This window comes from Niabella insulisoli (assembly GCF_039652435.2).
Taxonomy (GTDB): domain Bacteria; phylum Bacteroidota; class Bacteroidia; order Chitinophagales; family Chitinophagaceae; genus Niabella; species Niabella insulamsoli.
Genome location: NZ_CP190246.1, coordinates 4,079,073 through 4,101,621 on the forward strand (window position 1 = coordinate 4,079,073; position 22,549 = coordinate 4,101,621).

The following is a 22,549-nucleotide window of genomic DNA, read 5'->3' on the forward strand; positions in this document are numbered from 1 at the left end:
TTTTTAAGCCAATAGTCCATTGTCTTGGCGACGATGGACTATTCTAACAAATTTTATTCCTAAAAATATCAACCCGGCTTTCCCCCGGGGCTATTCCCATTCGATGGTAGCGGGGGGTTTGCTGCTGATGTCGTACACGACCCGGTTGATACCTCTTACATTATTTATGATTTCATTGCTGACGTCAGCTAAAAAATCATACGGCAGATGCGCCCAATCAGCGGTCATTCCGTCGACACTGGTCACCGCTCTCAACGCCACCGTAAATTCGTAGGTGCGCTCATCGCCCATGACGCCTACGCTTTTTACTGGTAACAAGATTGTTCCCGCCTGCCAAACAGTTGCATATAGTCCGGTTTCTTTTAAAGCATTGGTGTAGATATGATCAGCCTCTTGTAACAATTTTACTTTTTCTTCTGTCACTTCTCCCAAAATTCTGATAGCCAGTCCGGGACCCGGAAAAGGATGCCGGTCGATCAAATTTGAAGGAATGCCCAGTTCGCGGCCAACCTTTCTCACTTCATCCTTAAATAAGTAGCGCAAAGGCTCTACCAGCTCCATTTTCATAGTTGCGGGCAAACCGCCGACGTTGTGATGCGATTTGATAGTAACGGAAGGGCCATGCACCGACACGCTTTCAATAACATCGGGATAAATCGTTCCCTGTCCCAACAATTCTATAGCTTCCAATTGGGCGGCTTCCTGCTGGAATACTTCAATAAAGAGGCGGCCGATAATCTTTCTTTTCGCCTCGGGATCTGGATTATCTTTTAGCTCTTTATAGAACGTCTGGCTGGCATCGACACCTTTGACGTTTAATCCCAATTGTTTATAGGTTTCGAGCACTTCTTCAAATTCATTTTTCCGCAAAACCCCGTTGTCTACAAAAATGCCAAACAGGTTTTCACCGATCGCTTTATGAATAAGCGTTGCCGCCACCGTACTGTCGACACCTCCGCTTAAAGCCATAATCACCTTCCGGTCTCCAATTTGCTTTTTCAGCGCGTCGACGGTGTCTGTAATGAAATGCGCCGGCGTCCAGTCCTGGGCGCAGCCGCAAATATTTACTAAAAAGTTCTTCAGGATTTGCTTTCCTTCTGTACTATGGTACACTTCCGGATGAAACTGCAAACCATATAAAGGGTTTTCGCCAGCCTTGCTTTTAAAGGCCGCTACAGGGATGCTTTCTGTCGTGGCTAACACTTCAAAGCCCTGCGGCAGTTCTAAAATGCTGTCGCCGTGGCTCATCCAAACCTGGCTTTTAGCGCTGACGCTGTGCATGAGCACATCCGTTTCATCTTTTACCGACATGGAAGCGCGGCCATATTCCCGCTTGCTGCTTTTTTCCACGCGGCCTCCGAAAGACTTGGCGGTGAGTTGGGCGCCATAGCAAATGCCAAGCACCGGCAGCTTTTTGACAATCTCGTTTATGCTGATAACAGGCGCATTTGGGTCGTTTACCGAAAACGGCGAGCCCGAAAGGATAATTCCTTTTAAATTGCCATCGATTTCAAATGGTTTTGAATAGGGGATGATTTCGCAATAAACATTGGCTTCTCTTACCGCGCGGGCAATTAACTGAGTATATTGAGAACCAAAATCCAGAATAAGTATCCTTTCCGTCATAATGCGGCGAAGATAACATTATTTAAGATTTGAGTTGAATGCTTTAGGGAGCAATTTTTGCAGCGATGATTTATATTGCTAAGCATAAAGATGGGCCGGTGGCAAACGATTTTAAAATTTACTTTTATATAAATAAAAAAACAATGAAATATTTAGGCATAGCAATCTTGGCGATAGTGGCCCTGAACTCTTGCAACATCATTGATCAGCAGCGCATAAAAGGAAACGGCAAGGTTACTTCAAAAACTTACAACCTGAAAGATTTTTCCCAAATCGATGTTGGGGAAAGCATGGATATATATTTAAAACAGGCTAATGAATTCAGCGTGAAAATAGAAACAGATGAGAATCTCTTTAACTATCTCGATGTTGCCGTTCACGATCACCAAACCCTGGACATTGAATCAAAAAACGACGTAAACCTGGATCCGACCGGCGAGATTAAGGTTTATATTGCCGCCCCTTCACTCGATAAGATTTCGGTTTCCGGAGCAGCAGAAGTGAAGACGGAGGGGAAATTCATCCAGGATAAAAAAATCCGGTTTGACATTTCGGGCGCTTCGAGCGGCACGCTTTCGCTGCGTGCACCGGTGATCGAACTTGAATCGACCGGCGCCAGCACACTTACAGCCGATGGCGAATGCCGCGACCTGAAAGCCAATGCATCGGGCGCAGCAACCATCAACGCATATAATTTAAAATCAGAAAATAGCGACGCAGACGCAAGCGGCGCCAGCACTATACGCCTTTTCAGCAGCATTTCGCTGAAAGCTGAAGCCAGTGGCGCCAGCGGCATCAAATACAAAGGAAACCCGCAGGTAACTTCAAATGTAAGCGGGGCCAGCAGCGTCGGCAACGCCGAATGATTATTAAAACTTAATCACCAACTCCCCGGCTTAGCCGCCGTTTTCCTGGCGATCGGAATGGCCCAGGCTCATGCCCGGGCTGACCTGATCCCGAATGAGTTGTTTTAATACTTTAATCTCTTGGAACCCGCCATTTTCCTTCCGGTCAAAAACAACCTTGCTATCGACCGAAATACGAAACACCCCGCTTACCTGGCCCGGCTTTAAACTAACGCTTTCGATAACATCTGAAAAAGTAGTCAGCAACTCCTGCGCCATATAAGCTGCGCGCAACATCCATCCGCATTTGGGGCAATACTCTATGGTGATGGTTGGTTTCATCCGTATATGTTTGTGGCTTTATGTGCCGAATGGAACTTACCTGGTTAAAGTTTTCATTCCCATATGATAGAAATAAAAACTCTATGATAAATGTTTGCCAGTTTATTTACCTTCTGCTATAATTGGGCGCTTCCCTTGTTACAATCACATCGTGAGGATGACTTTCATTCATACCGGCATTGGTGATCTTTACAAACTGAGCGTTCTTAAGATCGGCAATATTTTTAGCGCCGCAATAACCCATACCGGCGCGCAAACCGCCTACGTATTGATAAATCACTTCCTTCAACGAGCCTTTATAAGCTACACGCCCTTCGATGCCCTCGGGTACAAATTTCTTAATATCATCTTCCGGATCCTGGAAATAGCGATCGCTGCTGCCCGTTGCCATGGCGCCCAACGAGCCCATGCCGCGGTAAGCCTTAAATTTCCTCCCTTCAAAAATGATGGTTTCGCCCGGACTTTCTTCTGTTCCTGCAAACACGCTTCCCATCATCACACAATCGGCGCCGGCCGCCAGCGCTTTTACCATATCGCCCGTATAACGGATGCCGCCATCCGCAATCAACGGAATGCCTTTTTTAGAAAGGCTTTTCGAAGCTTCCATAATGGCTGAGAGTTGCGGCATGCCCGCTCCGGCCACAATGCGTGTTGTACAAATAGAACCCGGACCGATGCCGACTTTCACCGCATCGGCTCCTGCTGCTGCCAAAGCTAATGCACCGGCGGCAGTACCTACATTGCCCGCAACCACGTTTAGCTTTTTGAAATTCTTTTTAACTTTTTTCAGCGCGTCGATTACGCCTTTGGTATGGCCGTGCGCACTATCAAGCACTACCAGGTCAACACCCACCTGCTGCAAGGCGCTGATGCGATCCAATACGTCGGCGGTAATGCCGATGCCGGCGCCCACGAGGAGGCGGCCAAATGAATCTTTAATGGCATTGGGAAAGCTGGTCACCTGCAATATATCGCGATAAGTAATCAGTCCAACCAGCGTGCCCTGCTTGTCAACCACCGGGAGCTTTTCTATTTTATGCTGGCGAAGAATGGTTTCCGCCTTTTTAAGATCGGTGCCGGCAGGCGCTGTTACCAGGTTTTCGCTGGTCATTACCTCGCGTACCTTGCGATGCGCGTCTGTTTCAAAACGCAGGTCGCGGTTAGTAAGGATGCCTTTTAGCTTTTTGTTTTTATCGATAATAGGAATGCCCCCGATCTTATTTTCTTTCATCAACCGTAATGCATCGCCGATGGTCTCATCTTCGAAAAGCGTGAGCGGATCCAGGATAAGGCCGCTCTCACTTCTTTTCACTTTACGAACATGCATGGCTTGTTGCTCAATACTCATATTCTTATGCAAAATGCCGAGGCCGCCTTCCCGCGCCATCGCTATGGCCAGTGCGGCTTCGGTCACCGTGTCCATCGCTGCCGATAAAATGGGCGTATTGAGGGTAATATCTTTCGTTAACCTGGTTCGTATATCAACGTCGCGGGGCAATACTTCGCTATACGCGGGTACCATTAACACATCATCAAACGTTAAACCTTCCAGTGAAATTTTAGGGGATTTTGCAGAAGCTGCAGGGATATTTCTTGTTGCCATGTGCAAAATTAAGGGAATGCGCAGAAACGGAAAAATATGTGTTGCCAACTGTTATTCTCAACGTTGCCGTTTCCTGTTGGGCTGCTCATTACGAGCTTTATAATGTCGAACAACTGACCTACATTTGCGACGCGATCGTTTTTACACACTCCTTTTTGTTAGGAGAAAATATAAATCATGCAAAAAGAATTAGATACAAAAAAGCCCAACGCTACGATCCTTTTTATATTTGGAGGAAGCGGCGATTTAAACCAACGCAAACTAACGCCCGCTTTATTTAATTTATCAATTGATGGATTAATGCCCGAAAAATTCGCCATTATTGGCACAGGGCGGACGGATTACAGCAACGACAAATTCAGATCTCATCTTTATAAAGGAATCGAAGAGTTTTCGCGCCGCAAGGAAAACCCTCCCGGTAGCTGGGAAGATTTCTCACAACATATTTCTTATTTAAGAATGGATGTGGATCAGCCCGCCAGTTATGAGCCCATCAAAAAAATGATTACAGATTGCGAGGCATCATGGGATGTAAAGGCTGACGTGATTTTTTACCTGGCGGTAGCGCCTCAGTTGGTGCCCGAAATAACGACTAATATTCATAATCTGAAACTTCACAAACCGAAGGACAAGCTTCGCATTGTTGTTGAAAAGCCCTTCGGACATGATCTTAAAAGCGCGCAGGAGCTGAACAAGCTGCTGACCAATATGTATGACGAATGTCAGATTTACCGGATCGATCATTATCTGGGAAAAGATACCGTTCAAAACATTTTGGCGCTACGCTTCGCCAATGCCCTGTTTGAACCGATCTGGAACAGCAATTATATCGATCATGTTCAAATCACCGCATCGGAAACCGTGGGTGTTGAAGGCAGAGGCGGCTATTACGAACAGTCGGGCGCCTTGCGCGATATGGTACAAAACCATATCCTGCAGCTCATGTGCATGGTTGCCATGGAAGCGCCGGTTTCTTTTGAAGCGGATGAAATCCGTAATAAAAAATCGGACGTATTGAACGCGCTGCGCAAAATCAAAAAAGAAGACGTACAGAAATATGCGGTTCGCGGGCAATACTCCGCCGGCTGGATGCAGGGCGTAGAAGAAAAAGCGTACCGCGAAGAAAAAGGCGTTAACGCCAATTCTGCGGTGGAAACCTTTGCTGCCGTAAAGTTTTATGTGGATAACTGGCGCTGGCAGGGCGTGCCTTTTTATGTGAGAACCGGTAAATTCTTAAAAGAAAAGACAACACTTATCACCATTCAGTTTAAAGAAGGCCCGAAGTACGCCTTTCCGCCCGAAGCATCAGAAACATGGCGCTCCAACCGGTTGACGATCAGCATTCAGCCGGAAATGGATATCAGGCTTCGGTTTCAGGCGAAGCGGCCCGGCCAGACCATGTCGCTCAACCCCGTGAACATGGTGTTTAGTTATCACGACACTTTTCATGAACCCCAGCCGGAAGCGTATGAAACGTTATTGTTGGATGCAATGATGGGCAACCCTACCCAATACATGCGAAGCGATCAGGTGGAAATCGCCTGGAAAGTGATCGAACCGATTTTAGACGCGTGGGAAAAACGCCCGCCTGATAATTTCCCTAATTATGCGCCCGGCAGTTGGGGACCCGAAGACGCGGAGGCGCTTATTGCCAAAGATGGCCGCACCTGGATTACCCTGCCCCCGAACGGGAAAGGCTGATCTTCAAATAATGTTATTTTTAAATAAAGAATGCCGGCAGGAATTTTCCCGCCGGCATTTTTGAGTTGATGCAGTTAAAGCCGAAGTTTTTTAATCTCTTCTTCCGCCGAGATAAATCATAATATATTGCATCAGCGTCACCACCGCTGCTAATGCGGCCACCACATAAGTCGTTGCGGCCCATTTTAATGCGTCTTTCGCCTGCGGATATTCGTTGGCGTTGGTAACATTGGTGTGTTGCAACCAGGCCAGCGCGCGTTTGCTGGCATCAAACTCAACCGGCAGCGTAATCAAACTAAAAAATACCGTAACCGCCATAAGTATAATTCCTATTAGCAGCAAAGTACTATTGCCCGAAGCCGCCATCACAATACCGATCAGCAATACCCAATTTACTATCATAGAACTAAACTGTACCGCAGGCACCAGCTTGCTCCGCATTTGTAAGGGCCCGTAAGCTGTAGCATGCTGCACAGCATGGCCACACTCGTGCGCCGCCACGGCCGCCGCTGAAATACTGCGCCCTTCATAAACATCGGGGCTGAGATTCACTGTTTTATTGGCCGGATTATAATGATCACTCAAAAAGCCGGGCGTAGAAATAACCTGTACGTCGTAAATACCATTCTCGCGCAACATTTTCTCAGCCACTTCCTTGCCGCTCATACCGTTAGACAAAGGTACCTGTGCATATTTTTTAAACTTGCTCTTTAAAACCATTGATACCAGCATGCTGATGCCGACAAAAATGAGAGAAACGAACATAATTGAAGGAGTCATTTGAAAAAATTTAAATTTTATGCAGAAAGATATCAAATTAGAGTCCAGCAACAAATTACGGCAAAAAAGCGACTTTTTGTCATGTAGAAAACTATTTAAGAGAAACGACAGTATTTTTCACTACTTATAAATAACTGATAATTAATAATATATGATATTTCGGTTAAGCCTGGCGACTGATTTTATAATTTGTTAATCTTGCGACGCGGCAATTTCATTTTTTAATATTAATCTGTATTTGTACCTTAGTGTCAGAATTTAATGGGTTAGTAAGTAAAAGGGCCAAGCATTAGCGAGGCCTTTTTACTTTTTTTATGCCCCGTTTCGAAGAAAAATGATGCTATTGATTTCATCAATTTTGAAATCGTCATTTGGGTTTAAAACTTGTCAATCTATTTACTGAAAGATGAACGGATTGCGACAGTTTATCATCAGTTATGTCGCGTCCTTAACAGAGCTATTGCCGACCCATTAAAAAAAGAAAATTCAACATTTACTATTCCCTATTTTTATGGCATGAGCAAAGTGAAGAAAAGTTTTTTTTGTCAAAGCTGTGGATACGAAAGTGTGAAGTGGTTGGGGCAATGCCCATCCTGTGGTAAGTGGAATAGTTTTGTTGAGGAAGTAATTGAGAAGCCGAATGGCAAACAGGATTGGAACGATTATGCCGAAGGAGGTAAGCGCGCATCGAAAGCGATTACTTTAGCCGAAGTAAAAAGCAGCGAGGAAAAAAGAATCCCCACAAATGACGTTGAGCTTAAACGTGTATTAGGTGGCGGCATCGTACCCGGCAGTATTATTCTTGTAGCGGGCGAACCGGGCATTGGTAAAAGCACTTTGTTTTTACAAGTGGTTTTGCAACTAACCCATCAAAAAGTACTTTATGTGAGCGGCGAAGAAAGTGAGCAACAGATTAAGATGCGCGCAGATCGCTTGCAGGCCGGCCATTTTGATAACAGTTCTTTTTTCTTATTGACGGAAACTTCGACGCAGACTATTTTTCAGGAAATAAAAAAGCTAAAACCTGATGTTGTGATCGTCGATTCGGTGCAAACACTGCAGTCCAATCTTATAGATGCGTCGCAAGGCAGTATTTCGCAGATAAAAGAATGTGCCGGTGAATTTCAACGTTATGCCAAAGAAACCAATACACCGGTTTTTTTAATTGGTCATATCACAAAAGAAGGTAGCATCGCCGGGCCCAAAATACTGGAACACATGGTAGATGTGGTGTTGCAATTTGAGGGCGACCGTCATTATGCCTATCGCATTTTGCGAACCCTTAAAAACCGCTTCGGCAGCACCAGCGAGTTAGGCATTTATGAGATGACCGACAAAGGCATGCGCGGTGTGGCTAATCCAAGTGAAATTTTAATTACCCAGAAAGAAGAGCAATTGAGCGGCATCGCCATTGCCGCCACCATCGAAGGGGTAAGGCCCTTACTTATTGAAGTTCAGTCGCTGGTAACGCAATCGGTTTACGGAACGCCACAGCGCACCGTTACAGGCTTTGATTTAAGAAGGTTGCAGCTATTACTCGCGGTGCTGGAAAAAAGGGGCGGCTTCCATTTCGGCGTGAAAGATGTTTTTTTAAATATCGCAGGCGGCATCAAAGTAGAAGACCCCTCGATCGATTTGGCTGTACTTTGCGCTCTGCTTTCTTCCTATGAAGATGTGCCGCTACCGCAAAATATCTGCCTGGCCGGCGAGGTAGGGCTGAGCGGCGAGATACGCGCCGTTAACAAAATCGATCAGCGGATTGCCGAAGCGGAAAAGTTAGGTTTTGAAAAAATAATTGTGTCCAAATACAACCAGTCGCTCCGGCAAAGCCGGCAGAAGTTCAATATCGAAGTGGTGGCTTTATCGAGAGTAGAAGAAGTGTATCAACATTTATTTTAACTTTATAAGACCGGTGCTTTTGTAATTCTTGCATCGGATATGCAACCTAACACAAGCGACTATGAGTATCATCACCGTTTTAAAAGACGCGTTGTTACATATTTTTTATCCGCATATTTGCGCGGGTTGTGGTAGTGATATATTACCGGCCACCAGCCAGCTATGCGTCTCGTGTATTCATCAGCTGCCGATAACGGGTTTTGAAAATCAACCTGACAATCCTATTGAAAAAAAACTCACAGGGCGCATTGCATTTGGCAAAGCCACTGCCCAACTTTACTTTGACAAGCTTGCTCCGATTCAACAAATGATGCATGCGTTTAAGTATCGCGGCAATAAAGAGCTCGGACATCAGTTGGGCCTCATTATGGGCAACCAACTATTTCAAAGCAACCGCTTTCGCTATATGGAAGCGCTGATACCCTTGCCGTTGCATGAAAACAAACAACGGAAACGCGGCTATAACCAGGCCGCCATATTATGCCACGGCATCGCTGAAATATTAAAAATACCCGTATTAACCGACGTTGTTACAAGAAGCGAAGCCACCGATTCGCAAACGAAAAAAAACGCGATCGAACGGTGGGATAATATGAAAGGAAAGTTCGTTTTAAATGATGCGACATCAATTGAAAATAAACAAGTACTTTTAGTGGACGATGTGATTACAACCGGCGCCACTTTAGAAGCCTGCGCAAATGCATTGGCAGCAGCGGCTGGTGTTGGTATCCATATCGCAACCCTGTGTTGCGCATCAAAAATTTAAAGTATAAAAAATAGTTACACATGAAAACTTTACTACTCACGCTACTCCTTTCCTCTTCACTGTTCATCGCCAGCCCTATTTATAAATTTAAAGTAAATGGTTTGAGTGGCGGCACTATCGATTTCGCTGATTTCAAGGGAAAGAAAATCCTGATTGTAAATACGGCAAGCAAATGCGGCTACACCCCACAATATGAAGAACTGGAAGCGCTTTACAAAAAATACGGAAACAAAATCGCCGTGGTTGGGTTTCCGGCCAATAATTTTAAGAACCAGGAATCCGGCAGCAATGATGAGATTGCAGCCTTCTGCAAAAAGAATTATGGCGTAACCTTTCCAATGGCACAAAAAATATCGGTAAAAGGAGATGATATCGCGCCGATTTATAAATATCTCGTAGCCGAAGCAAAAAAGAAAGGCATTGAAGACCCTGTAAAATGGAACTTCACGAAATTTTTAATTGATGAGAAAGGGAATCTTGTTACCGTGTTTCCCTCTAAAGTAAAACCGATGAGCGACGATATTCTGAAATATCTCAACTAATTGTTTAACCGGATTTAAACCTAAAAACGCCGCTCCCTTCAACAAGGAACGGCGTTTTTATTTATGCAATACATTTCATTTACACGTCGTAGGTGGTCGAAGCAGTATCGCCGCCTCTTCCAGTCCAATTGGTATGAAAGAATTTTCCGCGCGGCTGATCCAACCTTTCATAGGTATGGGCGCCGAAATAGTCGCGCTGCGCCTGTAGCAGGTTGGCGGGCAACCTTTCAGTTCGATAACCATCGTAATAATTAATACCCGCACTTAAACATGGAACAGGAATTCCATTCAACATGGCAGTCGCCGTCACTTTTCTAAGACCGTCCTGGCAGGCTTGTATTTTTTCGGCAAAATAGGGATCAAGCAACAGGTTCGTTAGCTCCGGATTATTATCGAAAGCTTCTTTAATATTTCCTAAAAAGCGGGAGCGGATAATGCAGCCACCTCTCCACATCAATGCAATATTTCCATAATTTAATTCCCAACCATATTCTTCGGCTGCGGCCCGCATCATTTGATAGCCCTGGGCATAAGAAATAACTTTCGCCGCGTACAATGCATCGCGCAGCTGGTTGATAAATTCTTTTTTATCACCGCTGAACGATGGTTTCGGTCCGGCGGTTAATACTTTTGACGCCGCTACACGCTCGTCTTTCAGGGCAGATAAACATCTTGCAAAAACCGATTCTGTAATCAGCGTTAACGGGATGCCTAATTCCAGGGCCACGGTTCCTGTCCACTTGCCGGTTCCTTTTTGGCCGGCGGTATCTAAGATTTTGTCGATGATGGGCTGGCCATCTTCTTTATAAGCCAAAATGTCGCGGGTAATTTCGATCAGATAGCTGTCGAGTTCTCCTTCGTTCCATTCTTTAAATACTTCGTGCATTTCGTCCGCATTCATGCCCAGCACGTCTTTCATCAGTTGATAAACTTCGCAGATAAGCTGCATATCGCCATATTCGATACCATTATGAACCATTTTTACAAAATGGCCGGCGCCACCATCGCCTACCCAGTCGCAACAGGGAGCTCCGTCGTCTACCTTCGCCGCAATGCCCTGGAAGATTGGTTTCACCGCGTCCCAGGCATCTTTTGAGCCGCCCGGCATGATGGAAGGGCCCAGTAAAGCGCCTTCTTCACCACCCGAAACGCCGGTGCCGATATAACGCAACCCTTTGCTCTCGACGTATTTCACGCGGCGCTCTGTATCAGGAAAATGAGAGTTGCCTCCATCAATAATGATATCTCCTTTTTCAAGATACGGGATCAGCAGCTCGATAAAATCATCGACCGGCTTTCCGGCTTTGATCATCAGCATCACCTTCCGCGGTGATTTGAGCGAACGCACCAACTCTTCAATGGAATGAGCGCCGACAATGTTTTTCCCTTTCGCGCGGCCGTTCACAAAATTTTCTACTTTGTCAACGGTACGGTTATAGGCCGTCACCTGAAAACCTTTGCTTTCCATGTTTAAAATAAGGTTTTCCCCCATCACCGCCAGTCCTATTACGCCTATATCTGATAATGCTGCCATTTTGTTTGAAATTATGTTTGATTAAAAATGAATGCCAAATTTAATCTTCCACAACTTTAAAACCAATTAATTCTGTCCTCCATTTTTATCAGATTGTGAAGCAACGGTTTTTTTCAACAAAACGATATAGGCCGGAAAATGATCGCTGTAGCCGCCACGGTAGGTATCGCCGCTATAGGAACGCATGGGATAGCCTTTATATTTCCCCATGGTTTCGACCAGGAATGCAGGTTTAAAAATTCGATGCTGATAATAAAAAAAGCCGGGTTGGTCTCTGTTTAAAAAAGAAGCGGAAAAAATAATCTGGTCAAATAAACTCCACGCATCCTGATAAGCAAGCGTACCTGATCCGCTTCTATACATTTTGATCCATGGGTTATATAATTCGTCCGGGTTAACCAAAGCCTTATTGTCCGTAGCCTTCAGCCCGTTCGTTATGCTTCTATTGAGAGGGTCGTCGTTAAAATCGCCCATAACAATCATTTTTGCAGACGGATCAATAATCCACAGAGAATCCATAAATGCTCTTACGGTTTTAGCGGCCATCATGCGCGCCGGTTCGGTTCTTTTTTGCCCACCCGACCTGCTGGGCCAATGATTGACAAACACATTGACGCGTTCGCCATCCAGCTTTCCTTTCACCCACAAAATATCCCTTGTATAAATGGCTTCTTTTGAGCGCGCAGGAATGGGCACATAAATGCGCCTGCTCTTTTCAACTTTAAAATATTTGGGGTTATAAACCAGCGCCACATCCACACCCCGGAAGTCCCGCGAATCGTAGTGCACATATTGATAATGCCGCGGCCTGATCAAAGGATGGCGCAACAGTGTGTCCAGCACCATTTTGTTTTCAACTTCAGCAAGGCCGATTAATGCAGCACCATCAGGATTTGTTTGGGCTCCTATCAGCGCAATTACCTGCGCGATTTTTCCCAGCTTGTCATTAAAAACCTGTCGGGTATACGCTTTGCGGCCACTCGGCGTAAAACTAACGTCATCATTGCTCCCATGAAAAATTGTGTCGTAGAAATTTTCAATATTATAAAAGGCAACAACAGCGCTCTTGTAGGTTGATTGTGCACGGGATGTAAAAAGGCTAAAAAAAATTAGCAGCAGCATCATTAATAGCTTCATATGCCATAGGTTATGTTTTCAAAAATAACCTACTGAACTAAAAAAAAATAGATTTCATCTTATATTTTTTTTATATTTATACCTGCTAACTATGAGAAAAGTTTCTTTTTTATGTGCCCTTTTTACGGGCACTTTTGCGTTTGCATATGCTCAGCGCAGCACGTCATCAAAAGATACCATTCCCAAAGCTGACACAGCATTTTTTGAGACAAAGGCTGAAGCAGGCAATGGTTTTCCGGTTTTAAGGATTACCGATGACGAGCTCGACGGCGGCGGTATGACCGCAGTTTCTTCTATATTAACGGCAGGCCGCGATCCCTTTCTTTCTGCGGCGGCTTTCAATTTTAGTGCGCTGCGTTTCAGGCTGCGCGGATATGAATCAAACGCAAACGCCGTTTATCTCAATGGCATTAACTTCAACGGGCTGGACAACGGGTTTACTCCTTTCGGATTATGGGGCGGATTGAACAGTGTGACCCGCCCACAACAAAATAGCTATGGCCTCCAGGCGAACGATTTTAGCTTCGGCACATCAGGCCTTAACACTTATGTTGACCTGCGGGCGGGATCCCAGCGGGTACAAACACAATTGGGCTACGCTTTCTCAAACAGAAGTTACCGCCACCGCCTTACTGTGCACCACAGCTCAGGGTTTAACAGGAGAGGTTGGGCTTATAGCCTGGCGGCAACAACGCGATACGCCAACGAAGGCTATGTGCCCGGCAGCTATTATGAAAGTGCGAGCTACTACGCGGCGATCGATAAAAAATTAAAAGGCAGGGATATTTTGTCGCTGGTAGCATTCGGCGCGCCCACCGAAACCGGCCGGCAGGGCGCCGCCGTGCAGGAAGCGAGAGAGCTGTCTGGCTCGAATTATTATAATCCGTCCTGGGGATATCAGGGTGGTAAAAAAAGAAATGCAAATGTGCTCCGCAGTTTTCAGCCGGTTTTTATGGGCATGTACGACTATCGCCCAAGCGCCGATACAAGGTGGTTTACACAAGTGGCGTATATGTTCGGGAAGCGGCGCAACAGCGCGTTAGACTGGTATAATGCGCCTGACCCGCGGCCAGATTATTACCGCTACCTGCCCAGCTATCATGCGCGTGAAAATGAGGTTATTCATCAATCGCTTTTAAATTTCTACCAAACAAATCCTGATGCACTGCAAATTCAATGGGACCAACTTTATGAAGCTAACCGCAGCAATATACAGACTGTTTATGACGCAGATGGCATTGCCGGCAACGAGGTGTCGGGCAAACGTTCGGTATATATTTTGTCTGACAGGGTGAATGATTCGAAGCGATTCTTTGCAAATACACTTTATCAAACCAGGTTAAATGCGGCAACTACTTTAAACATTGGCGCCAGTTATCAGCAACAAATCAACCACTATTACCAGGAAGCGAAGGATTTGCTGGGTGGCGATTTCTGGGTCAACATCAACCAGTTTGCCGAGCGCGATTACCCCAACGACCCGAAGGCCGTGCAACACGACCTGGATCAACCCAACCGTATTATTACGAAAGGGGAGCAATATGGATACAACTACCGCATCCATACCACACAATCCTCGGCGTGGGCGCAGTTATGGTTTAAATTAAACCGATGGGATGCGTTTATCGCCGGCCGCGTATCGAGCCATAATTTTTTCAGAACGGGCCTTAACCGGAACGGGCTATTTGATGAAAAATCGGTGGGAAAATCAGTGACACATAGCTTTATCAACCGGGCCACAAAAGCCGGTATCACTTTTAAACTCAATGGCCGGAAATATTTCTTTCTCAACGGCGCTTACCGCACCGAAGCCCCTTTGTTTGAAAACGCTTTTATATCGCCGCGCACGCGCAATGCGGTGCAGCAAACATTAAAAAACGAAATTTTCCTTTCCGGCGAAGCCGGATACAAACTCATTACACCACGAGTAAAATCAAATATCACCGGCTACTACACGACCTCGCGGGATGGCATCGATGTACTTACATTTTACCACGATCAGTTTCGGAATTTTGTGAACTACGCCCTGAGCGGCATTAATAAAGTCTATTTCGGCCTGGAGTTGGGGACAGAAGTGAAGCTATCGCCAACACTGAGTTTTAACGGCGCCGCGTCGTTGGGAAGGTTTTATTATGACAGCAGGCAACGTGCCACGGTTACGGTGGACAACAGCGCCGAGGTGCTGGCAACACAGACCATTTATCTAAAAAATTTTAGAATTCCTTCGACACCCCAAAACGCTTACAGCGCCGGCTTCTTCTACCGATCGCCCCGCTATTGGTATATAAGCCTGACGGGGAACTATTTTGATAATATGTGGCTAAGCCCCAATCCGCTGCGCCGGACAGCAGATGCAATCGCCGACGCCGATCCGGAAATGCCATCATCGGCGGAAACAAAAAGCGCCATTCTTGCCCAGGAAAAATTTGACGAACAGTTTACCATTGATTTTTTTGGTGGATGGAGCAAACTTTTGCCACGCGGTTATTACATCCGCGGCCGGCGAACCTATCTTTTATTCAATATTGGCATCAATAATATTTTAAATAATAACACCATTCGCTCGGGAGGCTTTGAGCAGCTGCGCTTTGATTTTGAAGGGAAGAACGTGCACAAGTTTCCTCCAAAATACTATTACGCTTACGGGATGAATTTCTTTGCCAGTATAGGCCTCCGTTTCTAACTACTGCTGCGTTAATGCATCAAAAAAGATATGCTGATGAAACGTTCATGACAAGTTCTATTCGACCATAAAATCATAAAAAATACACGAATGAAAAATCATTGCTTCACTAAATACTGGCTCACGATCTTACTTGCAGTTTACCTGCTTTCGTGCAACCGAAGTTTCGATGCGCCGCCCGAAAACGCGGATCCGGAAATAAATGCCACGCTTTCCATAATGGATTTAAAAGCGCGGTACACTGCGATCGGAGATTTTAAACGCATTGAAGATGAGCAAATCATATCGGGCATTGTGATCGCTGACGACCACACAGGCAATTTCTATAAACAGATTGTTATTCAGGATGAAACCGGCGGCATACCAGTATTGCTCGATGCGAATAATGTGTACACGCAATTCCCCGTAGGGCGAAGGGTTTTTATTCGTTTAAAGGGAATGATGTTGGGCGATTATGGAGGCACCATCCAAATCGGCCTTGATTCAACCCGTTCCAGCGATGGGCGTTACCTCAACCTGGAAGGGATCCCTGCATCTTTATTTGACGTATATATCGCTAAAGGGTCTTTTAATAATGTTGTAACACCAAAATTAATCCAACCGGCCGATTTCTCTAAAAATATCAACGATCCGCTATTGAGCACACTGGTGCAGATTAGCGGCGCTGAGTTCAGAGACGCCGATATCGAAAAAACTTACGCCGACCCGTCCAAGAAAGTAAGTGCTATCAACTTCCCGATTTCAACTTGTGATAAACAAAGTATCTTGCTGCGCAACAGCAGCTATGCGACGTTTGCGGGCTTCCCTCTGCCCGACGGAAACGGCGTTATAACCGGTATTCCCAGCATTTTTAACGGCATGCCCCAGCTCTTTATACGCGACACCGCTGATATTCAGTTTAATGGAACGCGCTGCAGCGGGCAGGTCGCGATACCCACTTTAAAAACCATCGAATCCATAAAATCTTACGCCACCGGCGATTCTTCTATCCCTGCCGGTGTTTTTATAAAAGGTATTGTCATTAGCGACCGCAACAATGAGGCGGCCGGGAATTATCGGCTGCAAGATGCTACCGGCGGCATCCAATTAAGATTTAGCCCTTCTGCCAATCCGAACGCGAACGTCGGCGATTCGTTGACCGTCACGGTAGGCGGACTGGCACTCAGTCAATTCAATGGCGGCCTGCAAATTAATAACATAGCACTCGCGAGCCAATCGGGAACCGGAGTGATTGAGCCGAAAATCGCAACCATCGAGACTTTGATCGCTAATAACAGACTTTGGGAATCGACGGTGGTGACCGTCCGAAACGTTACCATTGAGGCAGATTATTCCAATAATAGCGGCACTAATTATATTATTTCGGACAGCACGGGGCAGGTCAGTTCTTTTGTACGCAACACATCCGGCATCATCGTGCCCGCCCATGCAGCGAGTATTACGGGTTATCTGTCCCTTTTCCAATCTACAGGCAGCGCGCCTGCCGAAACGCAAATAACCCTGCGCGGCCAAAGCGATATTGAAGGTGGCAAAGGCGGCCCGTTTGTCGCACTATACGACTTCGCCGATGTTAAAAACTCCACAGGTGTGAGCGACCCCACCCCACCGCCGTCGGTCGAGGGGCTTCAATTCAGCTATTTTAGGGCAGTGGGCGTGAGCGACAACTCATCTGCTTCCGGAAGGTTTTCATTTAAGTCTTGGCCAACCGGCGCTGTAAACGGCTCTGATGATTTTACAGGATCCATCGATGCAGGAAAATATTATGAAGTCGTGATAACGCCGGCCCCCGGCACGATAATGGACTTGTCGAGCATCAGTTTTACTTTTCAACGCTCGGGGACCGGCGTGCGCCAGGCCGTCGTACGATCGGACAAAGATGGCTTTGCCTCCAATCTTCCCATATCTATCGATCCGGAAAATGACAAACTGTCGATCGCAACGCCCAATATTTTTCAACTTACGGACGCCACCACAACCGGCCAAAACGGCTGTGTCGTTATACTGAGCGGGGCTTATAGTAACATGGATGCCGCCGTGCATTTCCGCTTTTATGGATTAAACGCCGAAAGCGCGGGCGGTTCGTTCAGTATCGATAACGTAAGATTTGAAGGCATCGTACGCCAGAGCGATTGATGGCGCTATCACTGATGATCTCGCATCAAAAGTGTAGCTTCGTGGCTTTTTTAGCAATGAGTACAAAGCAATCCTGGTTTGCAACCGGCATCTTTTTCGCCATCCTCTGGCCTTCGGCCTCAACAGCCACCAAGCTCGCGCTTTCCAGCGGGCAACCCTTGGTAGTGGCCTGTTGCAGGTTCGCCATAGCAGCTTGCATCATGCTTTTTATCGCTCATGTTATCCGAAGAAAAAGATTACCGAGGCGAGAAGAATGGAAGCAATTAGCCATTTACGGCCTGCTCAATATCAGCGTTTATTTGGGATTGTATGTTATTGCTATGGAAGAAGTCACCGCGAGCATCGGCGCGCTAACGGTCGCCGCAAGCCCGGTGTTTATAAGTTTTCTTTCATTTATTCTTTTGAAGAAGCCGATCAGCGTCCCTATTCTGCTGGCTTTGCTGATTTGCATTTCGGGATTTGTGGTGGTGGCCTGGCCGCTGATTGGAGCAGCAACAGTCACCGTCAGAGGGCTGTCGCTCCTGATCGTCAGCATGTTTTCATATTCGATTGGCACGATTTATTTTTCGTCTAAACAATGGAACGGCCTGCATTTACTAACCATCAATGGCTGGCAAACACTGATGGGCGGACTGTTTCTGTTGCCATTTATGTTCTTCACCTATCAAAGCAGCGCCAATCATTTTAATTATAATTTTTGGATGGGCACTATTTGGCTGGCGCTGCCGGTTTCCATCGTGGCCGTCTTATTATGGTTGAAACTTATTCAGCAAGATCCGGTAAAAGCAGGGCTGTGGCTGTTTTTATGCCCCGTGTTCGGCATTTTAATCGCCGTCTTGTTAATGAAAGATAAGATAAGCGCATTTACCGTAGCTGGTGTTCTGCTCGTATTATTGGGGCTGGCCATTAGCCATTACGGAAAAAGAAAATTCAGCATTCCTTTCAGGCGTTACATTTTTAGAAATTAAAAATCGTCAATGCTTAATTTTACTGTATAATTTTTTTATTTGGAGAAAGAAGAAAAAATATACTTTTTGTCAGATTTTCATCTGGGCGTTCCATCCTACGAGCAAAGCCTGGCTAGAGAAAAGCTGATCGTCCGTTTTTTAACAGAAATAGAAGTTGACGCCACGGAAATATTCATTGTGGGCGACATGTTCGACTTTTGGTATGAGTATAAGTTCGTGGTGCCAAAAGGATATACGAGGCTGTTGGGGAAACTTGCACAGCTATCGGATAACGGTGTGAAACTGCATTTTTTTGTGGGCAACCATGATATGTGGATGAATGATTATATGCAGCGGGAGTTGAACATGGAAGTTTATTTCGAACCTCATGAATTTGAATGGTATGGGAAAAAGTTCCTGATCGGCCACGGTGATGGTTTAGGTCCGGGCGACAAAGGCTATAAGCGATTGAAAAAGATTTTCAGAAATCCTGTTTGCCAATGGGCCTTTGGCGTATTGCCTCCGCAAATCGGCATGGGCGTCGCTAACTACATGAGCCGGCGCAGTCGCGCCAAAACCGGACAATCCGAAGAAGTTTTTTTGGGCGAAGAAAAAGAATGGCTCGTTCAGTATTGCCGGCAACAATTGGAGCAAAAGAAATATGATTTTTTTGTTTTTGGACACCGCCATCTGCCGATCGATTTTCGTCTTACCGCCGAATCAAGATATATTAATCTCGGAGACTGGATCAGCTTTTTCACCTACGCCGTGTTTGACGGTTCGGAAATGAGGCTTGCCTCGTATAAAAACAATGAACAAAAAATAATACGTAATTGGTAAGATTTCTTTTTACGATAGTTTGCCTGTGTTTTTGCTGCCATTTGCTTACTGCGCAGGAATTGTCTGTCTCGCAGAAAATAAAAACGGTTCCCGGCCGGTATCACTCTTTTTCGCTGGACAATCTTGATAATATTTATTTGCTGTCGGTAAGCAACCAGCTTAAAAAGCTTAATGCCAACGGCGATTCTGTTTCCGTTTTCAATGAAATAAAAAAATTCGGCGCTGCAACATTGGTGGATGTTTCCAACCCTGTAAAGATTTTATTGTATTACAAAGGATTTGCAACTATTGTGGTGCTTGATGGTATGCTCAACCGGAAAAATACCATTGACCTGCGAAAAAAGGGAATGTTTAACGTTACGGCTGTGGGCTTATCTTACGACGGAAAAATATGGTTGTACGACGATATGGAAAATGTTTTGAAAAAATTGAACGACGAAGGGGAGATCATTTTTCAAACGGCAGACTTCCGGCAAATCTTTGACAAGGCCCTGGCTCCTACTAAGATCTACGATCAAAACCAATACGTGTACTTATATGATTCTTTACAGGGCCTTTTTGTATTTGACTATTATGGAAGTTTTAAAACAAGAATTGATATAACGAAATGGGCCAATATCAGCATCGGCAAAGACTGGATTTTGGGCACTTCCAACCAAGTACTCAACCGGTATAACATCAATGGTTTTAGTTTTGATAAAAGGAATGTTCCCGCTGCGCTTCAGCCTTTTAAACAGCTATTTTTTAAAGAAAAGAAATTATACGTTTTAAGGGAAGAGGGCCTCGACATTTATGAGGCGGCATTCAACGAATAAAAATGGGGCCGATCCTAAACCAGCCCCATTTTATAACGTATCTCCTAAATTATTATTTCAAATCAAACCGATCGAGATTCATCACCTTGTGCCATGATGCCACAAAGTCTTTCACGAACTTTTCGTTCCCATCAGCGCTGGCATACACTTCAGCAACAGCTCTCAATTCAGCGTTTGAGCCAAACACCAAATCAGCGCGGGTAGCCGTCCACTTCGGTTGACCTGTTTTGCGGTCATTTCCTAAATACAACTCTTTGTCTGAGCCCATTGCTTTCCATGCCGTGTTCATATCCAATAGGTTGATGAAAAAATCATTGGTAAGCTGCCCGGGGCGCGATGTGAAAACACCGTGGGCCGACCCGTCGAAATTGGCGCCCAATACACGCAAGCCACCAACCAGCACAGTCAGCTCAGGTGCAGTAAGCGTCAACAATTGAGCTTTATCGATCAACAGCGCCTCGGTTAAAGCGCCCAATTTGGAGCTGCGATAGTTTCGGAAACCATCTGCCAGCGGCTCCATATATTCGAAAGATGCTACATCGGTTTGTTCCTGCGAAGCATCGGTTCTTCCCGGAGTGAATGGTACCGTTACAGTGTGACCCGCCGCTTTGGCTGCTTCCTCAATCGCTGCGCATCCTGCCAGTACAATCAAATCTGCCAGAGAAACTTTTTTACCACCAGTTTGCTCTTTGTCGAAGGTCGCCTTTATATTTTCTAAAGCCGACAACACTTTTGCCAGCTGGGCCGGGTTATTTACTTCCCAATCTTTTTGCGGAACTAAACGAACACGGGCACCGTTAGCGCCGCCTCTTTTATCGCCGCCGCGGAAGGTAGACGCAGAAGCCCACGCGGTGGAAACCAATTCACCAATGGTAAGGCCCGTTGCTAATATTTTAGATTTTAAAGCAGCAATGTCGGCGTCGCCGATTAGTTCGTGATCCACTTCAGGAATCGGATCCTGCCAGATCAGAATTTCTGCGGGAACTTCTTTGCCCAGGTAACGGGCGCGAGGCCCCATATCTCGGTGCGTAAGTTTAAACCAGGCCCGCGCAAAGGCATCTGCGAAAGCATCAGGATTATCTAAAAATTTTCTTGAGATCTTCTCATAAACCGGGTCAAATCTTAAAGAAAGATCGGTTGTAAGCATGGTTGGCAAATGCTTTTTCGAAGCATCGTAAGCATCGGGAATAATCGGTGCTGCGTTTTTAGCCACCCATTGATGCGCGCCGGCCGGACTTTTGGTAAGCTCCCATTCAAAAGCGAAAAGATTTTCAAAGAAATTATTACTCCATTTTGTAGGAGTCGTCGTCCAGGTCACTTCCAGGCCGCTCGTAATCGTATCGGGGCCTTTGCCGCTTGCGTAGCTATTGCTCCATCCAAAACCCTGAGCCTCTATATCAGCCGCTTCAGGCTCTTTGCCTACATGCGCGTCAGCCGGGGCGGCGCCATGTGTTTTACCAAATGTATGGCCGCCCGCAATCAAAGCCACCGTCTCTTCATCGTTCATTGCCATACGGCCAAAGGTTTCGCGTATATCTTTGGCAGCCAGTACAGGATCAGGATTTCCGTCGGGCCCTTCGGGGTTCACATAGATAAGGCCCATGTGAGCCGCCGCCAATGGTTCTTCGAGTTGGCGCGAATGAATAACGCCTTTGGGATCCTCATCAGATGAAACAATACCGTGACCTTCAACGCCGGGAACGCCTTTAGCATAACGGTCTTCGTTGCCGAGCCAGGTATTTTCAGAACCCCAGTAAACGTCTTCGGCCGGCTCCCACACATCTTCGCGGCCACCCGCAAAGCCAAAAGTTTTGAAGCCCATCGATTCAAGCGCTACATTTCCCGCCAGGATCATCAAATCGGCCCAAGAAATTTTGTTGCCATATTTTTGTTTGATCGGCCATAACAAGCGGCGCGCTTTATCAAGGCTTACATTGTCGGGCCAGCTATTCAGCGGAGCAAAGCGTTGTTGCCCCTGACCGGCGCCGCCACGACCGTCGTGAATGCGGTAAGTTCCGGCGCTGTGCCAGGCCATGCGTATAAACAGTCCGCCATAGTGGCCAAAATCAGCGGGCCACCAATCCTGCGAATCTGTCATAAGATGGGTTAAATCACTTTTCACCGCATCCAGATCGAGGCTTTTAAAGGCTTCCGCATAATCAAAAGATGCATCCATCGGATCGGATAAAGAGGAATGCTGGCGTAGAATATTTACTTTAAGCTGATTCGGCCACCAGTCGCGGTTTTTAGTTCCTCCACCGCCGATATTTTGTTTCATGGACCCATTGTGAAAAGGGCATTTACTGATGTCGTTAGAATCTTTTTCCATTAGATAGTTTTTTTGAATATAATAAGT

At 46.0% G+C, this 22,549-nt stretch carries 17 protein-coding genes; 10 read left to right on the forward strand and 7 right to left on the reverse strand.

The window, feature by feature from the left end:
- Window positions 1-90: 90 nt before the first annotated feature.
- Window positions 91-1,626, reverse strand: coding sequence for a glutamine-hydrolyzing GMP synthase (gene guaA / locus ABDK00_RS17345; RefSeq protein WP_346236067.1), 1,536 nt, complete (start codon window positions 1,624-1,626; stop codon window positions 91-93).
- 143 nt (window positions 1,627-1,769) lie between these two features.
- On the opposite strand from guaA, the gene ABDK00_RS17350 reads away from it, so the two are divergent.
- Window positions 1,770-2,492, forward strand: a complete 723-nt coding sequence (locus ABDK00_RS17350) for a head GIN domain-containing protein (protein ID WP_346236066.1) — start codon at window positions 1,770-1,772, stop codon at window positions 2,490-2,492.
- Between the two features lie 30 nt (window positions 2,493-2,522).
- On the opposite strand, the gene ABDK00_RS17355 is transcribed toward ABDK00_RS17350, so the two are convergent.
- Window positions 2,523-2,813, reverse strand: a complete 291-nt coding sequence (locus tag ABDK00_RS17355) for a SelT/SelW/SelH family protein (protein WP_346236065.1) — start codon at window positions 2,811-2,813, stop codon at window positions 2,523-2,525.
- Between the two features lie 106 nt (window positions 2,814-2,919).
- A complete protein-coding gene (gene guaB, locus ABDK00_RS17360) occupies window positions 2,920-4,416 on the reverse strand; it encodes an IMP dehydrogenase (RefSeq protein ID WP_346236064.1) in 1,497 nt (498 codons plus the stop codon).
- A gap of 177 nt (window positions 4,417-4,593) precedes the next feature.
- Between guaB and zwf the strand changes: the two genes are divergently transcribed.
- Entirely contained in the window at window positions 4,594-6,117 is a 1,524-nt protein-coding gene (gene zwf / locus ABDK00_RS17365) for a glucose-6-phosphate dehydrogenase (RefSeq protein ID WP_346236063.1), read from the forward strand.
- A 90-nt stretch (window positions 6,118-6,207) separates the two neighbouring features.
- On the opposite strand, the gene ABDK00_RS17370 is transcribed toward zwf, so the two are convergent.
- Entirely contained in the window at window positions 6,208-6,897 is a 690-nt protein-coding gene (locus tag ABDK00_RS17370; RefSeq protein WP_346236062.1) for a zinc metallopeptidase, read from the reverse strand.
- Between the two features lie 516 nt (window positions 6,898-7,413).
- On the opposite strand from ABDK00_RS17370, the gene radA reads away from it, so the two are divergent.
- The 3 genes from radA (at window position 7,414) to ABDK00_RS17385 (ending at window position 10,104) form a co-directional block, all read left to right on the forward strand.
- Window positions 7,414-8,796: a DNA repair protein RadA gene (gene radA / locus ABDK00_RS17375; protein WP_425474785.1), complete on the forward strand. Its 1,383-nt coding sequence runs from the start codon at window positions 7,414-7,416 to the stop codon at window positions 8,794-8,796.
- A gap of 61 nt (window positions 8,797-8,857) precedes the next feature.
- On the forward strand, window positions 8,858-9,562 hold the full coding sequence (locus tag ABDK00_RS17380; protein WP_346236060.1) for a ComF family protein: 705 nt from the start codon (window positions 8,858-8,860) through the stop codon (window positions 9,560-9,562).
- Window positions 9,563-9,582: 20 nt separating this feature from the next.
- Window positions 9,583-10,104, forward strand: coding sequence for a glutathione peroxidase (locus ABDK00_RS17385; RefSeq protein ID WP_346236059.1), 522 nt, complete (start codon window positions 9,583-9,585; stop codon window positions 10,102-10,104).
- 79 nt (window positions 10,105-10,183) lie between these two features.
- Here ABDK00_RS17385 and gnd read toward each other — a convergent pair whose 3' ends face one another.
- Complete coding sequence (gene gnd, locus ABDK00_RS17390; RefSeq protein WP_346236058.1) at window positions 10,184-11,638, reverse strand: decarboxylating NADP(+)-dependent phosphogluconate dehydrogenase; 1,455 nt, start codon at window positions 11,636-11,638, stop codon at window positions 10,184-10,186.
- A 66-nt stretch (window positions 11,639-11,704) separates the two neighbouring features.
- A complete protein-coding gene (locus ABDK00_RS17395; RefSeq protein ID WP_346236057.1) occupies window positions 11,705-12,775 on the reverse strand; it encodes an endonuclease/exonuclease/phosphatase family protein in 1,071 nt (356 codons plus the stop codon).
- Between the two features lie 91 nt (window positions 12,776-12,866).
- On the opposite strand from ABDK00_RS17395, the gene ABDK00_RS17400 reads away from it, so the two are divergent.
- From ABDK00_RS17400 to ABDK00_RS17420, 5 genes are all read left to right on the forward strand, one after another.
- The gene (locus ABDK00_RS17400) at window positions 12,867-15,458 is read left to right on the forward strand and encodes a TonB-dependent receptor (RefSeq protein ID WP_346236056.1); all 2,592 of its coding nucleotides are present in this window, start codon (window positions 12,867-12,869) and stop codon (window positions 15,456-15,458) included.
- 90 nt (window positions 15,459-15,548) lie between these two features.
- A complete protein-coding gene (locus tag ABDK00_RS17405) occupies window positions 15,549-17,591 on the forward strand; it encodes a DUF5689 domain-containing protein (RefSeq protein WP_346236055.1) in 2,043 nt (680 codons plus the stop codon).
- Window positions 17,592-17,632: 41 nt separating this feature from the next.
- A complete protein-coding gene (locus ABDK00_RS17410) occupies window positions 17,633-18,559 on the forward strand; it encodes a DMT family transporter (protein ID WP_346236054.1) in 927 nt (308 codons plus the stop codon).
- A gap of 66 nt (window positions 18,560-18,625) precedes the next feature.
- Entirely contained in the window at window positions 18,626-19,378 is a 753-nt protein-coding gene (locus ABDK00_RS17415; protein WP_346236053.1) for a UDP-2,3-diacylglucosamine diphosphatase, read from the forward strand.
- The gene (locus ABDK00_RS17420; RefSeq protein WP_346236052.1) at window positions 19,372-20,193 is read left to right on the forward strand and encodes a hypothetical protein; all 822 of its coding nucleotides are present in this window, start codon (window positions 19,372-19,374) and stop codon (window positions 20,191-20,193) included. The genes ABDK00_RS17415 and ABDK00_RS17420 overlap by 7 nt, the downstream gene beginning before the upstream one ends.
- Window positions 20,194-20,245: 52 nt before the next feature.
- Here ABDK00_RS17420 and katG read toward each other — a convergent pair whose 3' ends face one another.
- Complete coding sequence (gene katG, locus ABDK00_RS17425; protein WP_346236051.1) at window positions 20,246-22,522, reverse strand: catalase/peroxidase HPI; 2,277 nt, start codon at window positions 22,520-22,522, stop codon at window positions 20,246-20,248.
- Between the last annotated feature and the right edge of the window lie 27 nt (window positions 22,523-22,549).

What these genes read in the sequence shown, in the direction of transcription:
- guaA (WP_346236067.1), bottom strand. Translation starts at nt 1,626, where the DNA reads ATGACGGAAAGGATACTTATTCTGGATTTTGGTTCTCAATATACTCAG.
- ABDK00_RS17350 (WP_346236066.1), top strand. Translation starts at nt 1,770, where the DNA reads ATGAAATATTTAGGCATAGCAATCTTGGCGATAGTGGCCCTGAACTCT.
- ABDK00_RS17355 (WP_346236065.1), bottom strand. Translation starts at nt 2,813, where the DNA reads ATGAAACCAACCATCACCATAGAGTATTGCCCCAAATGCGGATGGATG.
- guaB (WP_346236064.1), bottom strand. Translation starts at nt 4,416, where the DNA reads ATGGCAACAAGAAATATCCCTGCAGCTTCTGCAAAATCCCCTAAAATT.
- zwf (WP_346236063.1), top strand. Translation starts at nt 4,594, where the DNA reads ATGCAAAAAGAATTAGATACAAAAAAGCCCAACGCTACGATCCTTTTT.
- ABDK00_RS17370 (WP_346236062.1), bottom strand. Translation starts at nt 6,897, where the DNA reads ATGACTCCTTCAATTATGTTCGTTTCTCTCATTTTTGTCGGCATCAGC.
- radA (WP_425474785.1), top strand. Translation starts at nt 7,414, where the DNA reads ATGAGCAAAGTGAAGAAAAGTTTTTTTTGTCAAAGCTGTGGATACGAA.
- ABDK00_RS17380 (WP_346236060.1), top strand. Translation starts at nt 8,858, where the DNA reads ATGAGTATCATCACCGTTTTAAAAGACGCGTTGTTACATATTTTTTAT.
- ABDK00_RS17385 (WP_346236059.1), top strand. Translation starts at nt 9,583, where the DNA reads ATGAAAACTTTACTACTCACGCTACTCCTTTCCTCTTCACTGTTCATC.
- gnd (WP_346236058.1), bottom strand. Translation starts at nt 11,638, where the DNA reads ATGGCAGCATTATCAGATATAGGCGTAATAGGACTGGCGGTGATGGGG.
- ABDK00_RS17395 (WP_346236057.1), bottom strand. Translation starts at nt 12,775, where the DNA reads ATGAAGCTATTAATGATGCTGCTGCTAATTTTTTTTAGCCTTTTTACA.
- ABDK00_RS17400 (WP_346236056.1), top strand. Translation starts at nt 12,867, where the DNA reads ATGAGAAAAGTTTCTTTTTTATGTGCCCTTTTTACGGGCACTTTTGCG.
- ABDK00_RS17405 (WP_346236055.1), top strand. Translation starts at nt 15,549, where the DNA reads ATGAAAAATCATTGCTTCACTAAATACTGGCTCACGATCTTACTTGCA.
- katG (WP_346236051.1), bottom strand. Translation starts at nt 22,522, where the DNA reads ATGGAAAAAGATTCTAACGACATCAGTAAATGCCCTTTTCACAATGGG.